Source organism: Neorhizobium sp. PAMB6716 (assembly GCF_058242805.1).
The window spans coordinates 2,489,725-2,507,396 of sequence record NZ_CM177835.1; the positions used below are offsets into that span (position 1 = coordinate 2,489,725).

Consider the following 17,672-nt stretch of genomic DNA (forward strand, 5'->3'; position numbering starts at 1 on the left):
TAGGAGCGCTACATGACCACCAAGGATCTCGTGCTTTCGGCACTGTTTACCGCCATCATCATCGTGCTGGGCCTGATCCCGCCGGTGACGCTCGGCTTCATTCCGGTGCCGATCACGGCGCAATCCATGGGGGTCATGCTGGCCGGCACCATCATTGGCGCAAGGCGCGGAGCCCTCGCCTACGCTCTTCTCGTCGTTCTCGTGGCCGTTGGCCTTCCGGTTCTGTCGGGCGGACGCGGTGGGCTCAATGTGCTGATGGGGCCGACCGGCGGTTATATCCTCGGCTGGATTGTTGGCAGCTTCGCCACCGGTTACCTCAGCGAGCGCCTGGTGCGCGACGGCCAACCGGCCCTGCTCCAGGCCGCTGGCTTTTTTGCCGCAAGCATTGCCGGCGGTATTGTCGTGGTTTACGCGATCGGCATGCCCTGGGTTTCGCTGATAACAGGCACGCCCTTCAGCAAGGTCATGCTCGGCTCGCTCGCCTTCATCCCCGGCGACCTTTTGAAAGCCGCCATCGCCACACTTGCCGCCCGCGCCGTCATGGTGGGTTATCCGCTTCTGCCGCAGCGGGCGTAACAGCGTCTGCGACGTTAAGACAAGACTTGAAATGCCACCTTAAAGGTGGCATTTTTCGTCATGGAGAAGAAGCGACCGACCTATCATCTCGAGGCAATACAGGCGGCGCTCGGCACGGTAAATTCGCTTGCCATGACGTCTTCGGCCTTGCGCGATGCGCTGGCACTGGGCTTTGACCGGCAAGGCGTTGTGGAGACGATTGCAGGCATTCGTCCTGCGATGTTCTACAAATCAATGACGACCTTCATTGATCACAGGGTCTGGCAGGACGTCTACCACGTGCCGGCAAACGGCTACATTCTCTACGTGAAGTTCCAGGCAGACGTGATCACTGAATTCACGGTCATGTCGTTCAAGGAGAGGTAAGCAGATGACCGTTGCCGTACAGAAGCCCGAAACCATGCTCTCCCCGGAAACCGGCTGCCTGCTGCGCAGGGGTTCACGTCCCTTTATCGTCTCCTATAAGGGTGAAACTCTAACAGTCGATCTCCCCGGCTACTATCCCGACGATGGTGGCGACGGCCTGCATGTGGGCGATGACATGCGCCCGGCGGATGAAGCGTTGCGGCTTCTGAAAGAGCGTGTGGATGGCCTTCCCTCGCCCGTCAGCATCCGCAAGCTTCGCCACAAGCTGAAACTGTCTCAGCGCGAGGCCGGCCAACTGTTGAAAGTGGGGGAGAGTGCGTTCGACAAATACGAGCGTGGACTTGCCGAGCCCAGCGGCCCGACCATACAACTCATGAAACTGCTGGACCGGCATCCGGACCTTGTCGATGATCTGCGCACGGTCTGAAGCGTTCGAAACATCACTCCAGATACTGATACAGCCAGTCGCGCAGCGGTTCCGGTAGCGGCAGCGTCTCGCCGGTCAGCGGATCGCAGGCGGTCCAGACGATTTCGGCTTCGGCCACCAGATCATCGCCGCGGCTGAGAAGGATGGCAAAACCGGCCGATTTGCCGCCGATCTTGCTGACGCGCACCGCAGTGGACACGTCGTCGCCGAACCGCAGGCCCTTGTGGATGGTGCAGGCGACCTTGGAGACGTAGAAGAGCGGATCGGTCTTCTGCGTGGCGCGGGCGCTCCAGAAGCGGGCCAGCGCCTCCTCCGCATAGGTGATATAGGCGGCGCTGTGCATTTCGCCGCGCATGCCCACGTCGCGAAACGGAACCACAAACGCATAATGACTGTATCGACTGGTCTCTGCCACGCAACCCCCACCGAATTTCGCGGCATTTAAGACCAGACGCGCGTCTTGAACAAGACGCAAAGCCGGCCATGCCGCTTGAAATACGCCCGCGTTTGCGCCATTTCGATGAGACCCGCCGCTCGTATCCGGCGCGGCAGGAGCTTTGACCATGACGACCCGCCTTTACGAACACAAGATCTTCCTCGAGCACAACACGCCAGCCGGCCATCCCGAGCGCGCCGACCGGCTGCGTTCGCTGGCGATCGCGCTGGAACATCCGAATTTCGAGCGGCTGGTGCGGGTGGAAGCGCCGCAGGCGAACGAAGATGCCGTGATCCTGGCGCATCCGGATAGCCACCTGATTTCGGTCATGCGCGAAATCCCCGAGGAAGAAGACAGCATCCGCCAGATCGAGGCCGATACTTATGTCAGTTCCAAAAGCCTGCAGGCAGCGCTGACCGGCATCGGCGGTGCGATGGCAGCCGTCGACGACGTGTTTCTGGGCCGCGCCGACAATGCCTTTGTCGCCTCGCGCCCGCCCGGCCACCATGCGGAAAAAACCAAGGCCATGGGGTTTTGCCTGTTCAACAACGTGGCGATTGCCGCCCGCCATGCGCAGAAAACCTATGGCGTGGAGCGCGTCGCCATCGTCGATTGGGACGTACACCACGGCAACGGCACCCAGGACATCTTTTGGGACGATCCGTCCGTGCTGTTCTGTTCGACGCACCAGATGCCGCTCTACCCCTGGACCGGAGAACTTGGCGAAACCGGCGCACACAAAAACATCGTCAATGCGCCGCTTGAAACCAATTCGGCCGGAGAGCATTTTCGCGAGGCGTTTTCCAGCCGCGCCCTGCCGGCGTTGCATGAATTCCGTCCGGATTTTATTCTGATTTCGGCCGGTTTTGATGCCCATCACCGTGATCCGCTGGCGCAGATCAACTTGGTCGGCGACGATTTCGACTGGGCGACCGGCCGTCTCATGGAAATCGCCGGCAAATACGCCGGCAACCGGGTCGTCAGCCTTCTGGAAGGCGGTTATGATCTGGAGGGGCTCGCCGAATCGGCCGGCCTCCATATTTGCAGACTGATGAAAGGCTAAAAATGTCGCAGAGCCCTGAAGCCAACGACGTTGGCGGTTACAGCTTTGAAAAGGCCGTGGCCGAACTCGAAAGCATCGTGGCGCGCCTGGAGCGCGGCGACGTGGCGCTGGACGAATCCATTGCCATCTACGAGCGCGGCGAAGCCTTGAAGAAACACTGCGAAAAGCTGCTGAGCGCTGCCGAAAACCGCATCGAAAAGATCCGCCTCGACCGCGCCGGCAATCCGCAGGGCGTGGAGCCGCTGGATAACGCGTAAACCCCAGGCGGCGATCTGAACCCTCTTGGAACAACGGCGGGTTTTGGAACAAACGGCGGGATTTGCCGTTGATGCGCCATGACAAAAGACACCGGACCCAAGGCCCGCAGCGGCATGATCACCTTCGTTCTTCTCATCTTCGCCGTGGCGCTTGTGCTGGCGGGGATCTACATGTTCGGCTTCACGCCGGGTGAGACGAACGGCTGACGCAAAACATCACGGCTGGCACATGGTCCCGTCACCGAGGTGCTGTCAGGCGCTGATCCACCGCCGTCAATGCCCGGTCCAGATGGCCCTCGAACACCAGCGACTGCTCGTCTTGGATGATATCGATGGCGGGCAGGCCGTTGAGGCGCACGTGCAGCGACTGTAAAAGTCCTTCGTCCAGCCCCCCTTTCAACAGATCGAAAAACCGCGTGCCGGGACCGGTGACCGCAATCGGCAGGTTGCCGGCGATGCTGAGCACCCGCGACAGACCCTGGCCGAGCGCAAGGCCCGCCTGACGAAACGCGTATTGCGCCATGCGATTCTGCTGGCGCGCGGCCGTCGCAATCTTTTCCATCTCCGTGAGCGGCACGAACTTGGCGGGAATGGTGTTTTCCGGCACCTGGAAGGCCAGCCGCAAAATGCCGTAAAACCCAGCCGTTGCCTCGACGCAGCCATAGGCGCCGCAGCGACAGAGCCGGTTGTCCGGCGTGTTCAGCATATGGCCGAAATTCGGCGCGGTGACGGAAAGCTGATCGCCCGGCCCGTCCTTGCGCGCAATGCCAAGCCCGATGCTGTGGCCAAGCGACAGGGCGACAAGGCCGGAAAAACCCTCCGATGCGTCCGCGTGGCCAAGCCTGCGGCGCGACAGCGCCTGCGCCACCAGCAGTGTTTCATTACCGACATCGAGCGCTGCATCGGGATAGAGCGCAAGAAGCGGTGAAAAATCCACCTGCTCGCGCCCGAACACCGGCGACCAGATGAGCCGGCCCTCCTCTCCATCAACAATGCCCTTGCTGCTCAGCGACAGGAGCGCAATCGCAGACGGTTCCAGGCGGGAGCGCTGCAGAAGACGCGCAAGGGCTGTGCCGATCTCGGCCAGAAACGCGTCCGGCCGCTTGCCCATGGCATCGCGCGGCATGCTGAACCGGTCGATCAGCGTGCCACGAAAATCTGACAGCGCATAATGCAGGGCATCCGACGATATCTGCACGGCGACCACATGGGCAAAACCTGCCGCGCGCGAAAACAGCACGCGCGGGCGCCCCCGCAGGCCCGCCACCGTCTGTTCCTCGCGGGCAATCGCGCCCAGCTTTTCAAGGTCGGCCGTCAGCGCCGTGACGGTGGCAGACGCAAGCCCCGTGAGGCTCGACAGGTCCGTATGCGACATCGATCCATGCAGGCGAAGGCCGGAGAGAACGGCCAGAAGATTCTGGCGGCGCAGCTGTTCCGTGCCCGGCCGCGCGCCGTTTGCGGGCACCGCTGCATCGGTTGCGCCGGGCAAAGTGGAGCGGCTGCGCATGGGCATGAAATTTCAGTCGATGGAGGGCTGTTGACAGGTTCCTCATCATCTGCCAGATATTTTCTCGACTGTCGAGAAAAACAATCTTTCTCAGGGGATCGGGGGTTTGCCGACGGTTATTTCAAGCGGGCACAGGCGGACGAGGAGGTTCGCGGCCCGCGTCACTCGGGAGGTTTAAAATGAAATCCGTCTTGAAGCTGATGGCCGCTGCTGCCGTCATCACATCCGTGCATGTTCCGGCTCAGGCCAAGGATCTGGTCGTTGGCGTTTCCTGGTCGAACTTCCAGGAAGAGCGTTGGAAAACCGACGAAGCCGCCATCAAGGAAGCCCTGAAGGCTGCCGGCGCCAAGTATATTTCCGCTGACGCCCAGACCTCTGCCGCAAAGCAGCTGACCGACATCGAAAGCCTGATCTCGCAGGGCGCCAATGCGCTCATCGTGCTGGCGCAGGATTCCGGCGCCATTGGTCCTGCCATCGAAAAGGCCGCCAATGAAGGTATTCCGGTCATCGGCTACGACCGCCTGATCGAAAATCCGAACACCTACTACATCACCTTCGACAACAAGGAAGTCGGTCGTCTTCAGGCCAAGGAAGTCTTCAAGGTCAAGCCGACAGGCAATTACGTGTTCATCAAGGGCGGTTCCACCGATCCGAACGCTGATTTCGTCTTCTCCGGCCAGATGGAAGTGCTGAAGGCTGCCATCGACAGCGGCAAGATCAAGAATGTCGGCGAAGCCTATACGGACGGCTGGAAGCCGGAAATTGCCCAGAAGAACATGGAGCAGTTCCTGACCAAGAACAGCAACAAGGTTGATGCGGTTGTTTCGTCGAACGACGGTATGGCTGGCGGCGTTGTCGCAGCGCTTGAAGCGCAGGGTCTTGCCGGTTCCGTTCCGGTCTCCGGCCAGGATGGCGACAAGGCAGCGCTGAACCGCGTGGCGCTTGGCACGCAGACCGTGTCTGTCTGGAAAGACAGCCGCATGCTGGGCAAGAAGGCCGGCGAAGTGGCCGTGGCGCTTGCCGGTGGCAAGAAGATCAGCGACATCCCAGGTAGCACCAAGTTCAAGGGCGGCGCCAAGGGCGTGGAAATCACCTCGCAGTTCCTGACGCCGCAGGCGATCACCAAGGACAACCTGAACGTGGTTCTGGACGCCGGCTGGATTTCGAAGGCCGAGCTTTGCCAGGGCGTCAAGCCCGGCGCCGTTCCTGCCTGCAAGTAAGGCAGCGACCGAAGGCCACCCGTTCTAGACCGGGCAGGACGCCGCAACTGGCTTGCGGCGTCCATTGCCTGACTGTGGCTTTGAAAAATAACAAAGGGGAGTAGAAGGGTCATGACGGATCAGACGATCGCCGTGCCTTCCAGCAGCGCACGCCACGCCAAGGGCAACCTCTGGCAGCGTTTCTTTCACGCAACGGAATTGGACACGCGGCTTCTGGGCATGGTGTTTGCCCTTGTCGTCATATGGGTCGGATTTGATATCCTGTCCGGCGGATTGTTCCTCTCATCGCGCAACCTGTGGAACCTTTCGGTGCAGGCGGCCTCGGTTTCCGTCATGGCAACCGGCATGGTGCTGGTCATCGTGACGCGCAACATCGATCTGTCGGTCGGCTCCATCCTCGGCTTCGTGGGCATGATCATGGCAGTCACCCAGACGAAATACCTGCCGGCCCTGCTCGGCTTCGATCACCCGCTGACCTGGATCCTGACGCTGTCAGTCGGCATTGCGCTCGGCGGCGCAATCGGCGCCTTCCAGGGCGCGATCATCGCTTTCCTCGGCGTTCCCGCCTTCATCGTGACGCTCGGCGGCCTCTTGGTCTGGCGCGGTGCGGCCTGGATGGTGACAAGCGGCGCAACCGTTGCGCCCATGGACACCACGTTCCGCCTGATGGGCGGCGGCGCGGACGGCTCGATCGGTGCGACGGCCTCGTGGATCGTCGGCATCGTCGCCTGCGTCTTCATCGTGCTGTCGATCATCCATTCGCGGCGCCAGCGCAAGCGCTTCGGTTTTCCGCTAAAGCCGATGTGGGCTGAATATTTCACCGCTATCGTCGGCTGCGGCGTCCTGCTTGGCGCGGTCAATGTGCTCAACAGCTATTACATGCCGGTCAACCTTGCCCGCCGTTATGCCGAAGCAAATGGCATCGCCTGGCCGGAAGGCGGGCTGGAGATCCCGCTCGGCATTGCCATTCCGGTGCTGATTGCGCTTGGCATTGCGGTCGTCATGAACTTCCTCACCAACCGAACGCGGTTCGGCCGTTATGTGTTTGCCATCGGCGGCAACCCGGAAGCCGCAGAACTGGCGGGCATCAAGACCCGCTGGGTTACCGTGCGCATCTTTGCCCTGATGGGCGTGCTCTGCGCCATCGCAGCGGCCATTTCCACCGCCCGCCTCAACGCGGCAACCAACGCACAGGGCACGTTGGACGAGCTTTACACCATCGCAGCAGCGGTCATCGGCGGCACCTCGCTTGCCGGCGGCATGGGCACCATTGCCGGCGCCGTGCTGGGCGCCATCGTCATGCAGTCGTTGAATTCCGGCATGGTGCTGCTCGGCATGGACGCCCCGCTGCAAAGTATCGTTATCGGCCTGGTGCTGGTGTTTGCCGTCTGGCTCGACACCGTCTACCGCGCCCGGGCTCGCTAGGAGGTCTGAGACATGACGCAAAACCGTACACCTCTCGTGGAAATGCGCGACATTTCCATCTCCTTCGGCGGTATCCATGCGGTCGACAGCGCCTCCGTCGACCTCTTCCCCGGCGAAGTCGTGGCGCTTCTCGGCCATAACGGCGCCGGCAAATCGACGCTGATCAAGATCCTCTCCGGCGCCTACCGGCGCAATGCCGGCGAAATCTTCATCAATGGCGAGCAGGTCGAGATCAACAACCCGCGCGATGCCAAGCAGTTCGGCATCGAGACCATCTACCAGACGCTGGCAGTGGCCGACAATGTCGATGCCGCCGCCAACCTTTATCTCGGCCGCGAGTTGCGCACCCCCTGGGGCACGCTCGATGATGTGGCGATGGAGGCAAAGGCGCGCGAGGTGATGGGCCGCCTCAACCCCAACTTCCAGCGTTTCAAGGAACCGGTGCGCGCGCTCTCCGGCGGCCAGCGCCAGTCGGTGGCGATTGCCCGCGCCATCCTGTTTGATGCCCGCATCCTCATCATGGACGAACCGACGGCCGCCTTGGGCCCGCAGGAAACCGCGCAGGTGGGCGAACTGATCACCCAGCTGAAGCGTGAGGGCATCGGCATCTTCCTGATCAGCCACGACATCCACGACGTCTTCGATCTGGCAGACCGTGTGTTCGTCATGAAGAACGGCCGGGTTGTGGGCCACGCGCGCACGGAAGATGTGACCAAGGACGAAGTGCTCGGCATGATCATCATGGGCAAGGTGCCGCCGGGCGCGGTGGCGGGACCTGGGGCGGCACAGATGGCGTGAGGGAGAACGGCTAACGCTTCTTCCTTGGCCACGTGTGTCTCTGGTCACTGTGTCTGGGTCCATCAGGGTTGCCGGCGTTGGTGCAAGCGGCCCCCTCATCCGGCTGCCGCCACCTTCTCCCCGCTGGGGAGAAGGGGTAGAACGCAGATGTTGCAGTTCCATCGCCTGCGAGAATAGAACGTAACGCCGGCCAAACATCCCTTCTCCCCTCGGGGAGAAGGTGCCGGCAGGCGGATGAGGGGGCGGCGGACGCTGCCCCGGGGACATTCCGAGCGTGTTGATTATCGGTATGATCGTAAACTTTTGGCCAATTTGAAACTTCATCACCAAAACACAACCGAAATATAAAATGCATTAACCCTGAAACTACATTATATCGGATAACAATTTCATCAATAGAGGCATAAAATGAGTACTTTCAGCGCCGCAGTACAATACGATGATTTTAAGGGAACTGTTGCCGCGGATCGGTCAGACAATGTCGCACTTGCCGATTATCTCGTATCCTTGGGAAAAGCGGAAAAAGACGAGCAAGTTATGGGATTCCGGATCGCTTCCGGAGAAAACCCAGGTACACCTGTGATCGAAGTGTCGCTCGTGGCATATCTGCTCCGTTCTACTGAGTTAGAGCCCGCCCCTGCAGCCGTGCGCGCCGTTGAGGTGCTGATCACACCGAACCAGGCATTGGCATTTTTCAAACGCTTCGACCTCGTAGCAATGCTGAGCGGCGTCGACTTCAGCAAGACTCGAGTAGATGGTCCGCACTATGATTGAGCACATTAGGGGAGCCTAACATCCAAATCTATCGCTCAGACCAGAAATCTCACCGCCCGCGCAGCGCACCCGCAATCGTGTGGATATGCGAAGCGCCGATGCCGCAGCAGCCGCCGATCAGCGTGGCACCGGCATCGGCCCAGTTGCAGGCAAAACGCGAATAGGCGTCGGTGGTAAGATCGGCGCGGGTTTCGTGCAGGCCCTCGTTGGCGGCCGTTTCATCCGTGTCGCTCTCGAACGCATTGGCGTAAACACCGATGCGGATCTCGACGCCCTGTTCAGCAAAAACCGCAGAGGCGGTGCGCACGGCTTTTTCCATCACTTCGGGTTTGGCGCAGTTGAACAGCAGCGCCTCAGCGCCGGAACCGGCAGCCCAGAGGGCGGCGTCTCGCACTGTTTCGCCGGAGCGCAGCTTCGCTTCGCCGCCCTCAGCCTGCGCCGCCACCTGCGCCTGATCGTCGGCAAGCGTGAACGAGATCCAGAACGGCTTTTGCGTGTCCTTGACCGCCACCCGCACGGCCTCGCCCTCGGCAATCAGGCTCAGCGTTTCGCCCAGCCAGAGATCGACGTGGGGGTCGAGGTTTTTCACCAGCACCGACAGGTAGTCCTGCACGGTCTCCGGGTTGAAGTTTTCAGGCTCGTAGGAACCAAAAATCGGCGGCAGGCCACCGGCAACCGTGACCTTGCGGCCAGCATTGTCGGCAGCCTCACGGGCGAGACGACCGGAGAGATCGATGAGGGTTGCCCCCTCCCTGGCAAACCGCTCCTCGCCGATATGGAAGGGCACCAGCGCATAAGAATTGGTGGTGATGACATCGGCACCGGCTTCGATGAATTCCGCATGCACCTGACGCACAATCTCGGGCGAATTGATCAGTGCCATCGCCGACCATTCAGGCTGCACCAGTTCGGCGCCGAGACGCAGAAGCTCGCGGCTCATGCCGCCATCGAGAATAAGAAGTTCGTTCATCGCCCCTGCCCCTTTTGCATGTTTGTCCACCCTCCGCTTTAAGCAATGTTACAGCGGCTGGAAAGCCTGACGGAGCTGGAGCGCGGCGCGCCCACGGAAACCCCGACATGAAAAAGCCGGCCACTCTCCAGAGGCCGGCTCTTCGTCAATCGGATGGTGTGTCCGGGGCCGAGACCCCGGATGTCACGCTCAAACGCGCGGCTTGCCGCCGGCGGGCTTGGGCGACTTGGGCTTCTTGGCAAAAGGCTTGCCGTCGTTGGCGTAAGGCTTGGCATCCTTGTTGAACGGCTTGCCGCCTTCCTTCTTGAAGGGGGCCTTGTCCTTGAACGGACGATCGCCTGCCGGCTTGTCGCGGAAAGGCTTGTCGAAGCTTTTCGCGCCTTCGCCAGCAAAGGCGGGTTTGCCCTTCGGCTTTTTCGACCAGTCCTCGCGGGTGCCGTCACGCGGGGCTTCGCGGGCCGGGCGGTCCTCGTAGGCCTTTTTGACGAAGGGCTTGGCTTCCGCCTGGCGGGAAAGATCGGGCGCGCCGTCAAGGCGCGTTACGCGGATGCCGCGTTCCAGCGTCTTGTTCTGGCCGATCGCCTGCGAAAAGGTTTCGGCATGCTGGGCGGAGATTTCGACGAAAGTTTCTTCCGTCTGCATCTTGATCGCGCCGATTTCGGCCTTGGTGAGATTGCCGTTGCGGCAGAGCATGGGGATCAGCCAGCGCGGTTCGGCATTCTGCTTGCGCCCGACAGAGAGCGAGAACCAGACGGAGGGGCCGAATTCGCCGCGCGGCGTGCGGGGCGTGCTCTCGAATTCCGGGCGCTCGAAACCGCCTTCGCGGGGCTTTTTCGCCGCACCCGGCTGGACGGAAATCTCGATCAGATCTTCCGGGGCGGACTGGCGCGACCGGTAGAGATTGACGAAGGCCGCCGCCAGCTTTTCGGCACCATGCGCCTCGACCAGACGGGCGATGATATCCTGTTCTTCCTCACGGGCCTCTTCGCCAAAAATCGGGTCGGAGAGCAGACGTTCCTGGTCGCGGCCGATCACCTCTTCGGCCGACGGCGGGCGAGCCCATTCCGGCGTCACATCGGCGCCGGCGAGCAGGCGCTCGGCCTTGCGGCGCTGGTTGATCGGCACGATCATCGCGCTGATGCCCTTGCGGCCGGCACGACCGGTGCGGCCGGAGCGGTGCAGCAGCGTTTCCGAATTGGTCGGAAGGTCTGCGTGGATGACGAGGTCGAGGCCGGGCAGATCGATGCCGCGGGCGGCCACATCTGTTGCGATGCAGACGCGGGCACGACCGTCACGCATCGCCTGAAGCGCATGCGTGCGCTCGTTCTGCGTCAGTTCGCCGGAGAGTGCCACCACATCGAAATTGCGGTTGTTGAAACGGGCGGTCAGATGATTGACGGCCGCGCGCGTCGAGCAGAACACGATGGCGTTCTTGGCATCATAAAAGCGCAGCACGTTGACGATGGCGTTTTCGCGGTCGGCAGGGGCGACGACCAGCGCGCGGTATTCGATATCGGCGTGCTGCTTTTCTTCCGTCGTGGTGGAAATGCGCACGGCGTTGCGCTGGTAGCGCTTGGCAAGCTTGGCGATGCCGCTCGACACGGTTGCCGAAAACATCAGCGTGCGGCGGGTTTCAGGCGCTGCCTCGAGGATGAATTCGAGATCCTCGCGAAAGCCGAGGTCGAGCATTTCGTCGGCCTCATCCAGCACGGCGACGCGCAGTTCCGACATGTCGAGCGCATTGCGGCGGATATGGTCGCAGATACGGCCGGGCGTGCCGACAACGATATGGGCGCCGCGATCGAGCGCGCGCCGTTCGTTGCGGATGTCCATGCCGCCAACGCAGCTGGCAATGACAGCGCCGGTCAACTCGTAGAGCCATTCCAGCTCGCGCTTCACCTGCATGGCCAGTTCGCGGGTCGGCGCGATGACGAGCGCCAGCGGGGCGCGGGCCGTATCGAAGCGCTCGGCCTCTTCCAGAAGCGTCGGCGCAATGGCGATGCCGAAGGCCACCGTCTTGCCGGAGCCGGTCTGGGCGGACACCAGCGCATCTGAGGTGACCAGCGCCGGATCCAGCATGGCCTGCTGGACGGGGGTCAAGGTTTCGTAACCGCGCTTCGTCAACGCCTTGGCGATCGCCGGGACGGCGCCATTCAATTCGGACATCTACCTGTCTTTCGGATTTTAGTGCGCATTGACGCGCGGGCCGCGAGTGTTCGCAGCGGGATATGCCTCTCCCTACTGATTTGCGCAGGAAATGTCAAAGCGCATACGCTTGGAGGTCAATGGTGTCGCTCCAAAGGGTAAATGGACAAGACGGACGCAACCGGCCGTGGCATACTGGGAAAAGCCAGAGGGGCACAGCCGCCACATCAACTGGAGAGCAAACCCATGTCCTTTTTCCCCGGAAACGATCCCGCACCCGGCGATGCCTTTGCTTGCGACGCCATCGAAAACCTCATCATTCCCCGCTCCTCGGATATCGGCGGTTTTTCCGTGCGCCGGGCGCTGCCCTCACGGCAACGGCGGCTCGTCGGGCCGTTCATCTTTTTTGATCGCATGGGACCGGCGGTGCTGAAGGCGGATGAGGCGCTCGATGTAAAACCGCATCCGCATATCGGTCTCTCCACCGTCACTTACCTGTTTGATGGCGAGATCAAACATCGCGACAGTCTCGGCACCGAACTTGTGATCCGTCCCGGTGACATCAACCTGATGACGGCGGGCCGCGGCATCGTGCATTCCGAGCGTACGCCGGAAAACCTGCGCGGACATCCGCTTTCCATGTCCGGCCTGCAGACCTGGCTTGCCCTTCCCGACAGCCACGAGGAAATCGACCCGGCCTTTGCCCACACGGCGCGGGAAAACATGCCGATGATCGACATGCAAGGCATTTCCGGCCGGGTGGTGATCGGCGCGCTCGATGGGGTCACCTCCCCCGTTCCGACCTTCACCGATACGCTCTACGTCGATCTGTCGCTGGAGGCGGGCAAAAGCTTTCCCTTTTCCGCCGCCCATGAGGAAAGGGCGATCTATATTCTTTCAGGCGAACTTTGGGTTGCCGGCGACTGTTTTGCCAGGGATCAGCTTCTGGTGCTGCGGCCCGGCGACGAGATTACGCTGAAAGCGGGCGAGACCGGTTGTCACATCATGCTGTTTGGCGGTGCGGCCTTGAACGCGAAGCGCTATATCTGGTGGAACTTCGTGTCTTCCTCCAAGGAACGCATCGAGCAGGCAAAAGAAGAGTGGCGCACGGGCCGTTTCGATATCGTGCCCGGTGATGAAGAAGAGTTCGTGCCTTTGCCAAGCGCGTGAATTCCGCTAGAAGCGCGAGCTTGAGAGACTTGAAAAAGCCGCGTTCCATCTCATCTTGAGAGAAAACGAAGGCTCGGGACCAGAGCAGAAAAGGCCATCATTCGTGACATCCAGCCCTCAGACGCCGCTGCTTGACAAGGTGAAGCTGCCGGCCGACCTTCGCCAGACCGAAGACCGCGACCTGCCGCAGCTTGCGCGCGAACTGCGCGACGAGATGATCGACGCGGTGTCGAAAACCGGCGGGCATCTGGGCGCGGGCCTTGGCGTGGTGGAACTGACGATTGCCATCCACAAGGTGTTCAACACGCCGCATGACCGGCTGATCTTCGATGTTGGCCACCAGTGTTATCCGCACAAGATCCTGACTGGCCGTCGCGACCGTATCCGAACGCTGCGCCAGGAAGACGGCCTGTCCGGTTTTACCAAGCGCGCCGAGAGCGAATACGATCCCTTTGGCGCCGCCCACTCCTCCACCTCGATTTCGGCCGGCCTTGGCATGGCGGTGGCCGCTGATCTCTCCGGCACGCCGCGCAATGTGGTGGCCGTGATCGGCGATGGCGCGATGTCGGCGGGCATGGCCTATGAGGCGCTGAACAATGCCGGTGCGCTCGATGCGCGCCTGATCGTCATCTTGAACGACAACGACATGTCGATTGCGCCGCCGACCGGTGCCATGAGCGCCTATCTGGCGCGCCTTGCTTCCGGTCGCAGCTATATGGGCTTTCGCGACCTGGGCAAGAAACTGACGGCCTATCTCGGCAAGAACATCGACCGGGCGATCACCCGCGCCGTGGAACATGCGCGAGGTTACGTGACCGGCGGCACCATGTTCGAAGAGATGGGTTTTTACCACATCGGCCCGATCGACGGCCATTCCTTCGACCATCTTTTGCCGGTGCTGCGCAATGTGCGCGATAACGGCAAAGGCCCGGTGCTGATCCATGTGGTGACGCAGAAGGGCAAGGGGTATGCGCCGGCGGAAGCTGCCGCCGACAAATATCACGGCGTCAACAAGTTCGATGTGATCACCGGCGCGCAGGCGAAAGCCAAGCCGAATGCGCCAAGCTATACCGCCGTCTTTGCCGATGCGCTGGTGGAGGAAGCCCGCCACGACGAAAAGATCGTCGGCGTTACCGCCGCCATGCCCTCGGGCACCGGTCTCGACAAGCTGCAGGACGTGTTTCCCAAGCGCACTTTCGATGTCGGCATTGCCGAACAACATGCGGTCACCTTTGCCGCCGGCCTTGCTTCGGAAGGCTTCAAGCCGTTCTGCGCGCTTTATTCCACCTTCCTGCAGCGCGGTTACGATCAGGTGGTGCATGACGTGGCAATCCAGGGTCTGCCGGTGCGTTTCCCCATCGACCGCGCCGGCCTTGTTGGCGCCGATGGTCCGACCCATGCCGGTTCCTTCGACACCACGTTCCTTGCGACGCTTCCGGGCATGGTGGTGATGGCCGCAGCCGACGAGGCGGAACTGAAGCACATGGTGCGCACCGCTGCCGCCTATGACGATGGCCCGATCTCCTTCCGTTATCCGCGCGGCGAAGGGGTTGGCATCGAGATGCCGGTGCGCGGCGAAATTCTCGAAATCGGCAGGGGCCGCATCGTCAAGGAGGGTGCCAAGGTGGCGCTTCTCTCCTTCGGCACCCGGCTTGCCGAATGCCTGCTTGCCGCCGAAGACCTTGACGCGGCGGGCCTTTCCACCACGGTTGCCGATGCGCGGTTCGCAAAGCCGCTCGACCATGACCTTATCCGCCAGCTTGCCCGCCACCACGAAATCGTCGTCACCATCGAGGAAGGCGCCGTCGGCGGTTTCGGTAGCCACGTGATGCAGTTCCTCGCCAACGAAGGCCTACTTGATCAGGGCCTCAAGGTGCGCTCGCTGGTTCTGCCGGATGTCTGGATGGACCAGGCCAAGCCTGAGGTGATGTATGCCAAGGCCGGCCTCGATCGCGCCGGCATTGTATCGACGGTGTTCAAGGCGCTGGGGCAAACGCAGAAGGTTGGCGTGGCGGGGTGAATGTTGTCGGCGGCAGGTTCTCGCCGTCGGCATCCTGTAATCACCCCCCTCTGTCCTGCCGGACATCTCCCCCACACGGGGGGAGATCAGCAAAACGGCTGGCACATCGACCTCAATTCGATCCGGCATGCGTGACATGACGGGTTGGCAAGGAAGCGGGCGTTATCGTCTGTCTGATCTCCCCCCGTGTGGGGGAGATGTCCGGCAGGACAGAGGGGGGTATCCGACGCATCGGCCTGTCGTTAAGCAGCCCCGGCCCCAAACGAAAAAAGGGCGACCCTGAGGCCGCCCATTTGATGTTTTAGCTAGTCCCCAGTCCGGGCTTAAAACTCTTCCCAGCTTTCGGCGGCAGCGCCGCCGCCGAGACCGACGGCACCGGCGACCTTGGCCATCATGCGGCGGGCTGGCGATGCCACGGGTTTTGCATTGCTGCGAGCGGCTTCCGGGCGGCGTGCTCCAGAAACACCTTCGGTTGATCCGCCGACGCGGAACTGGCCGATGATATCACGCAGCTTGTTGACCTCGTTGGAGAGGGCAGCACTGGCGGCGGTGGATTCTTCCACCATGGCGGCGTTCTGCTGGGTGACCTGGTCCATCTGGTTGACGGCGGTATTCACCTCGGCGAGACCCACCGACTGTTCCTTGGCAGAGGTTGCGATGGCATCGAGCTGGGTGTTGATGGTCACCACCTGCTGTTCGATAACCTTCAGCGCCTCGCCGGTTTCCTGCACGAGCTTGACGCCGGTGGAGACTTCATCGACGGAGTTGCGGATGAGGTCCTTGATCTCCTTGGCGGCCTGGGCAGAACGCTGTGCCAGTTCACGCACTTCCTGTGCAACAACGGCAAAACCCTTGCCGGCTTCCCCGGCGCGTGCGGCCTCGACCCCGGCATTCAGCGCCAGAAGGTTGGTCTGGAAGGCGATTTCATCGATGACGCCGATGATCGAAGAAATCTGGTTCGACGACTGCTCGATGCGCTGCATGGCATTAACGGCGCTTGACACGACCTCGCCGGAGCGACGCGCCGACCGGTTGGCTTCGACGGCCACGTGACGGGCTTCTTCCGTGCGCTTGGACGAATTGGTGACGTTCGTGGTGATCTGGTCAAGGGCTGCAGCGGTTTCCTCGAGCGAGGCCGCCTGCTGTTCGGTGCGCTTGGAAAGATCCTCGGCGCTCTGGCTGATTTCGCGTGTGCCGTTGCCGATGGAGCCGGTGGCAACAGAGACGGAGCGCAGGCTGTCTGCGAGCTGGCCGACGGCGGCGTTGAAATCGGCGCGCAGGGCTTCGAAATCCCGGGCGAAGGGTTCGGCGAGGCGGAAGGTGAGATCGCCATCCGACAGATGTTTCAGGCCCTGTGCCAGGCCAGCGGTGGCCTGCGCCATTTCTTCGGCACGCACGCGGTCGGCTTCGATCGCACGGGCCTTTTCGGTTTCCGAGGCGGAACGGGCCTGATCGGCTTGCTGTTCCAAGTCGCGGGCCCGCAGGCCGTTGTCCTTGAACACCTGCACGGCCTTTGCCATGCCGCCGATTTCGTCGCGGCGATCCGTGCCATCGACGGACACGCCGAGATCGCCATTGGCGAGCGTCACCATGGTGGTGGACATTTCGCGGATCGGCTTGACGAGCCAGGAGCGGATGGCCAGGAAGCCGGCGAGAAGAACAATAACCAGACCGCCGAGGACAGCGCCGATGGTAATCTTGACGGTTGCGTTTGTCGCGGCCGTCAGCTCGTCGCTCTTCTTGTCAGCGGAGGCGACGACCTCGTTCGTCAAAGCGGTGAACTTGGAACTGATCGCAGCGAATGCCGGCTGGCACTGCGTCTGAAACAACGCCTGCGATGCTGTGATATCCTGGTCGCTTGTGGCCTTCTTGCCTGCGGCAATTGTTGCGCCGCAGGTTTGATCGACAACCGCCAGAACTTCGCTGCGCAGCTGAGAGACGCCGGTGTTGGCGGGAATGGAGGAAGCAACCTTGTCCATGAAACCCATGAAGCTCGAACGAGCGTCCAGGATGTTCTTTTCCGCGGCCGCGTTCTGCTCGTCTGTGCGCGCCATCATCAGGTCGCCGATGGAAGCTCGGATGGCCTGCATGCTGCGATTGGAACGGGCAAGATAAAGCGCAGCGGACGATTCGCTGGTGAGCAGATGGCTGTAGTTGTCATCAATGTCTGAAATCTGCTGCGCGGAATAAACCGCGATACCGAGCGTAAACAGGCCAAAGCCTGCCATGATGATCAGAAATTTCCCGATGATAGAAATATGTTTCACAAGCCACTCCTGCAGGGAACCTGGCGTTCATCTGAGTGAGCCACGTGCAAATCATTCACCGGGCAAACGTGAAAGAGCAGCATGCGCACCACAAGGCACCGCCGCCTCTTTTGAGACTGCGGAAAGTACGGGCCGCGCATAAAAAGCTCTGCCGGAACAAGGCGTCAGTATCGCCGCCCTGTTGCAACAACCCTATTCTTAGCGTGGCATCCTTAAATGTGAGTTAATGCAAATATAATCATGTATTGTCT

17 protein-coding genes are annotated in these 17,672 nt (G+C 61.5%); 12 read left to right on the forward strand and 5 right to left on the reverse strand.

Annotation, left to right across the window (positions count from 1 at the left end):
* Positions 1–12 precede the first annotated feature (12 nt).
* Genes AC4CWH_RS12275 through AC4CWH_RS12285 form a run of 3 tightly spaced genes read left to right on the forward strand, consistent with a single transcriptional unit; the run spans position 13 to position 1,369 of the window.
* A complete protein-coding gene (locus tag AC4CWH_RS12275) occupies positions 13–576 on the forward strand; it encodes a biotin transporter BioY (protein ID WP_491318963.1) in 564 nt (187 codons plus the stop codon).
* A 60-nt stretch (positions 577–636) separates the two neighbouring features.
* Positions 637–942 (forward strand): type II toxin-antitoxin system MqsR family toxin, encoded by a 306-nt coding sequence (locus AC4CWH_RS12280; protein WP_491318964.1) that lies wholly within the window; start codon positions 637–639, stop codon positions 940–942.
* Between the two features lie 4 nt (positions 943–946).
* Complete coding sequence (locus AC4CWH_RS12285) at positions 947–1,369, forward strand: type II toxin-antitoxin system MqsA family antitoxin (RefSeq protein ID WP_491318965.1); 423 nt, start codon at positions 947–949, stop codon at positions 1,367–1,369.
* A gap of 13 nt (positions 1,370–1,382) precedes the next feature.
* Here the strand turns inward: AC4CWH_RS12285 and AC4CWH_RS12290 are convergent, their stop codons facing one another.
* Entirely contained in the window at positions 1,383–1,784 is a 402-nt protein-coding gene (locus AC4CWH_RS12290) for an acyl-CoA thioesterase (protein ID WP_491282298.1), read from the reverse strand.
* 148 nt (positions 1,785–1,932) lie between these two features.
* Between AC4CWH_RS12290 and AC4CWH_RS12295 the strand changes: the two genes are divergently transcribed.
* The 3 genes from AC4CWH_RS12295 (at position 1,933) to AC4CWH_RS12305 (ending at position 3,332) form a co-directional block, all read left to right on the forward strand.
* A complete protein-coding gene (locus AC4CWH_RS12295; RefSeq protein ID WP_491318966.1) occupies positions 1,933–2,868 on the forward strand; it encodes a histone deacetylase family protein in 936 nt (311 codons plus the stop codon).
* A gap of 2 nt (positions 2,869–2,870) precedes the next feature.
* The gene (locus tag AC4CWH_RS12300; RefSeq protein ID WP_491282300.1) at positions 2,871–3,125 is read left to right on the forward strand and encodes an exodeoxyribonuclease VII small subunit; all 255 of its coding nucleotides are present in this window, start codon (positions 2,871–2,873) and stop codon (positions 3,123–3,125) included.
* 78 nt (positions 3,126–3,203) lie between these two features.
* Complete coding sequence (locus tag AC4CWH_RS12305) at positions 3,204–3,332, forward strand: hypothetical protein (RefSeq protein ID WP_491282301.1); 129 nt, start codon at positions 3,204–3,206, stop codon at positions 3,330–3,332.
* Positions 3,333–3,363: 31 nt separating this feature from the next.
* Here AC4CWH_RS12305 and AC4CWH_RS12310 read toward each other — a convergent pair whose 3' ends face one another.
* On the reverse strand, positions 3,364–4,632 hold the full coding sequence (locus AC4CWH_RS12310) for an ROK family protein (RefSeq protein WP_491321424.1): 1,269 nt from the start codon (positions 4,630–4,632) through the stop codon (positions 3,364–3,366).
* A 179-nt stretch (positions 4,633–4,811) separates the two neighbouring features.
* Here AC4CWH_RS12310 and xylF point away from each other — a divergent pair, with 179 nt between their 5' ends.
* From xylF to AC4CWH_RS12330, 4 genes are all read left to right on the forward strand, one after another.
* A complete protein-coding gene (gene xylF / locus AC4CWH_RS12315; RefSeq protein ID WP_491282302.1) occupies positions 4,812–5,852 on the forward strand; it encodes a D-xylose ABC transporter substrate-binding protein in 1,041 nt (346 codons plus the stop codon).
* A 111-nt stretch (positions 5,853–5,963) separates the two neighbouring features.
* A complete protein-coding gene (locus AC4CWH_RS12320; RefSeq protein ID WP_491318967.1) occupies positions 5,964–7,277 on the forward strand; it encodes a sugar ABC transporter permease in 1,314 nt (437 codons plus the stop codon).
* A gap of 12 nt (positions 7,278–7,289) precedes the next feature.
* Complete coding sequence (locus AC4CWH_RS12325; protein WP_491282304.1) at positions 7,290–8,075, forward strand: ATP-binding cassette domain-containing protein; 786 nt, start codon at positions 7,290–7,292, stop codon at positions 8,073–8,075.
* A 408-nt stretch (positions 8,076–8,483) separates the two neighbouring features.
* A complete protein-coding gene (locus AC4CWH_RS12330) occupies positions 8,484–8,849 on the forward strand; it encodes a hypothetical protein (protein ID WP_491318968.1) in 366 nt (121 codons plus the stop codon).
* Between the two features lie 49 nt (positions 8,850–8,898).
* On the opposite strand, the gene AC4CWH_RS12335 is transcribed toward AC4CWH_RS12330, so the two are convergent.
* Together AC4CWH_RS12335 and AC4CWH_RS12340 are read right to left on the reverse strand one after the other, a co-directional pair.
* Positions 8,899–9,819, reverse strand: coding sequence for a homocysteine S-methyltransferase family protein (locus AC4CWH_RS12335; protein ID WP_491318969.1), 921 nt, complete (start codon positions 9,817–9,819; stop codon positions 8,899–8,901).
* A gap of 189 nt (positions 9,820–10,008) precedes the next feature.
* Entirely contained in the window at positions 10,009–11,985 is a 1,977-nt protein-coding gene (locus tag AC4CWH_RS12340; protein WP_491318970.1) for a DEAD/DEAH box helicase, read from the reverse strand.
* 225 nt (positions 11,986–12,210) lie between these two features.
* On the opposite strand from AC4CWH_RS12340, the gene AC4CWH_RS12345 reads away from it, so the two are divergent.
* Positions 12,211–13,134 carry a pirin family protein gene (locus AC4CWH_RS12345; protein WP_491318971.1) on the forward strand — a complete coding sequence of 308 codons (924 nt, stop codon included), beginning with the start codon at positions 12,211–12,213 and terminating at the stop codon, positions 13,132–13,134.
* Between the two features lie 103 nt (positions 13,135–13,237).
* Positions 13,238–15,154 carry a 1-deoxy-D-xylulose-5-phosphate synthase gene (gene dxs, locus AC4CWH_RS12350; RefSeq protein WP_491318972.1) on the forward strand — a complete coding sequence of 639 codons (1,917 nt, stop codon included), beginning with the start codon at positions 13,238–13,240 and terminating at the stop codon, positions 15,152–15,154.
* 323 nt (positions 15,155–15,477) lie between these two features.
* Here the strand turns inward: dxs and AC4CWH_RS12355 are convergent, their stop codons facing one another.
* Entirely contained in the window at positions 15,478–17,421 is a 1,944-nt protein-coding gene (locus AC4CWH_RS12355) for a methyl-accepting chemotaxis protein (RefSeq protein ID WP_491318973.1), read from the reverse strand.
* Positions 17,422–17,672: the final 251 nt, after the last annotated feature.

Bases quoted from the DNA above. Each gene is read 5' to 3' on its own strand.
- AC4CWH_RS12275 (WP_491318963.1), top strand. From the start codon at position 13: ATGACCACCAAGGATCTCGTGCTTTCGGCACTGTTTACCGCCATCATC.
- AC4CWH_RS12280 (WP_491318964.1), top strand. From the start codon at position 637: ATGGAGAAGAAGCGACCGACCTATCATCTCGAGGCAATACAGGCGGCG.
- AC4CWH_RS12285 (WP_491318965.1), top strand. From the start codon at position 947: ATGACCGTTGCCGTACAGAAGCCCGAAACCATGCTCTCCCCGGAAACC.
- AC4CWH_RS12295 (WP_491318966.1), top strand. From the start codon at position 1,933: ATGACGACCCGCCTTTACGAACACAAGATCTTCCTCGAGCACAACACG.
- AC4CWH_RS12300 (WP_491282300.1), top strand. From the start codon at position 2,871: ATGTCGCAGAGCCCTGAAGCCAACGACGTTGGCGGTTACAGCTTTGAA.
- AC4CWH_RS12305 (WP_491282301.1), top strand. From the start codon at position 3,204: ATGACAAAAGACACCGGACCCAAGGCCCGCAGCGGCATGATCACCTTC.
- AC4CWH_RS12310 (WP_491321424.1), bottom strand. From the start codon at position 4,632: ATGCGCAGCCGCTCCACTTTGCCCGGCGCAACCGATGCAGCGGTGCCC.
- xylF (WP_491282302.1), top strand. From the start codon at position 4,812: ATGAAATCCGTCTTGAAGCTGATGGCCGCTGCTGCCGTCATCACATCC.
- AC4CWH_RS12320 (WP_491318967.1), top strand. From the start codon at position 5,964: ATGACGGATCAGACGATCGCCGTGCCTTCCAGCAGCGCACGCCACGCC.
- AC4CWH_RS12325 (WP_491282304.1), top strand. From the start codon at position 7,290: ATGACGCAAAACCGTACACCTCTCGTGGAAATGCGCGACATTTCCATC.
- AC4CWH_RS12330 (WP_491318968.1), top strand. From the start codon at position 8,484: ATGAGTACTTTCAGCGCCGCAGTACAATACGATGATTTTAAGGGAACT.
- AC4CWH_RS12335 (WP_491318969.1), bottom strand. From the start codon at position 9,819: ATGAACGAACTTCTTATTCTCGATGGCGGCATGAGCCGCGAGCTTCTG.
- AC4CWH_RS12340 (WP_491318970.1), bottom strand. From the start codon at position 11,985: ATGTCCGAATTGAATGGCGCCGTCCCGGCGATCGCCAAGGCGTTGACG.
- AC4CWH_RS12345 (WP_491318971.1), top strand. From the start codon at position 12,211: ATGTCCTTTTTCCCCGGAAACGATCCCGCACCCGGCGATGCCTTTGCT.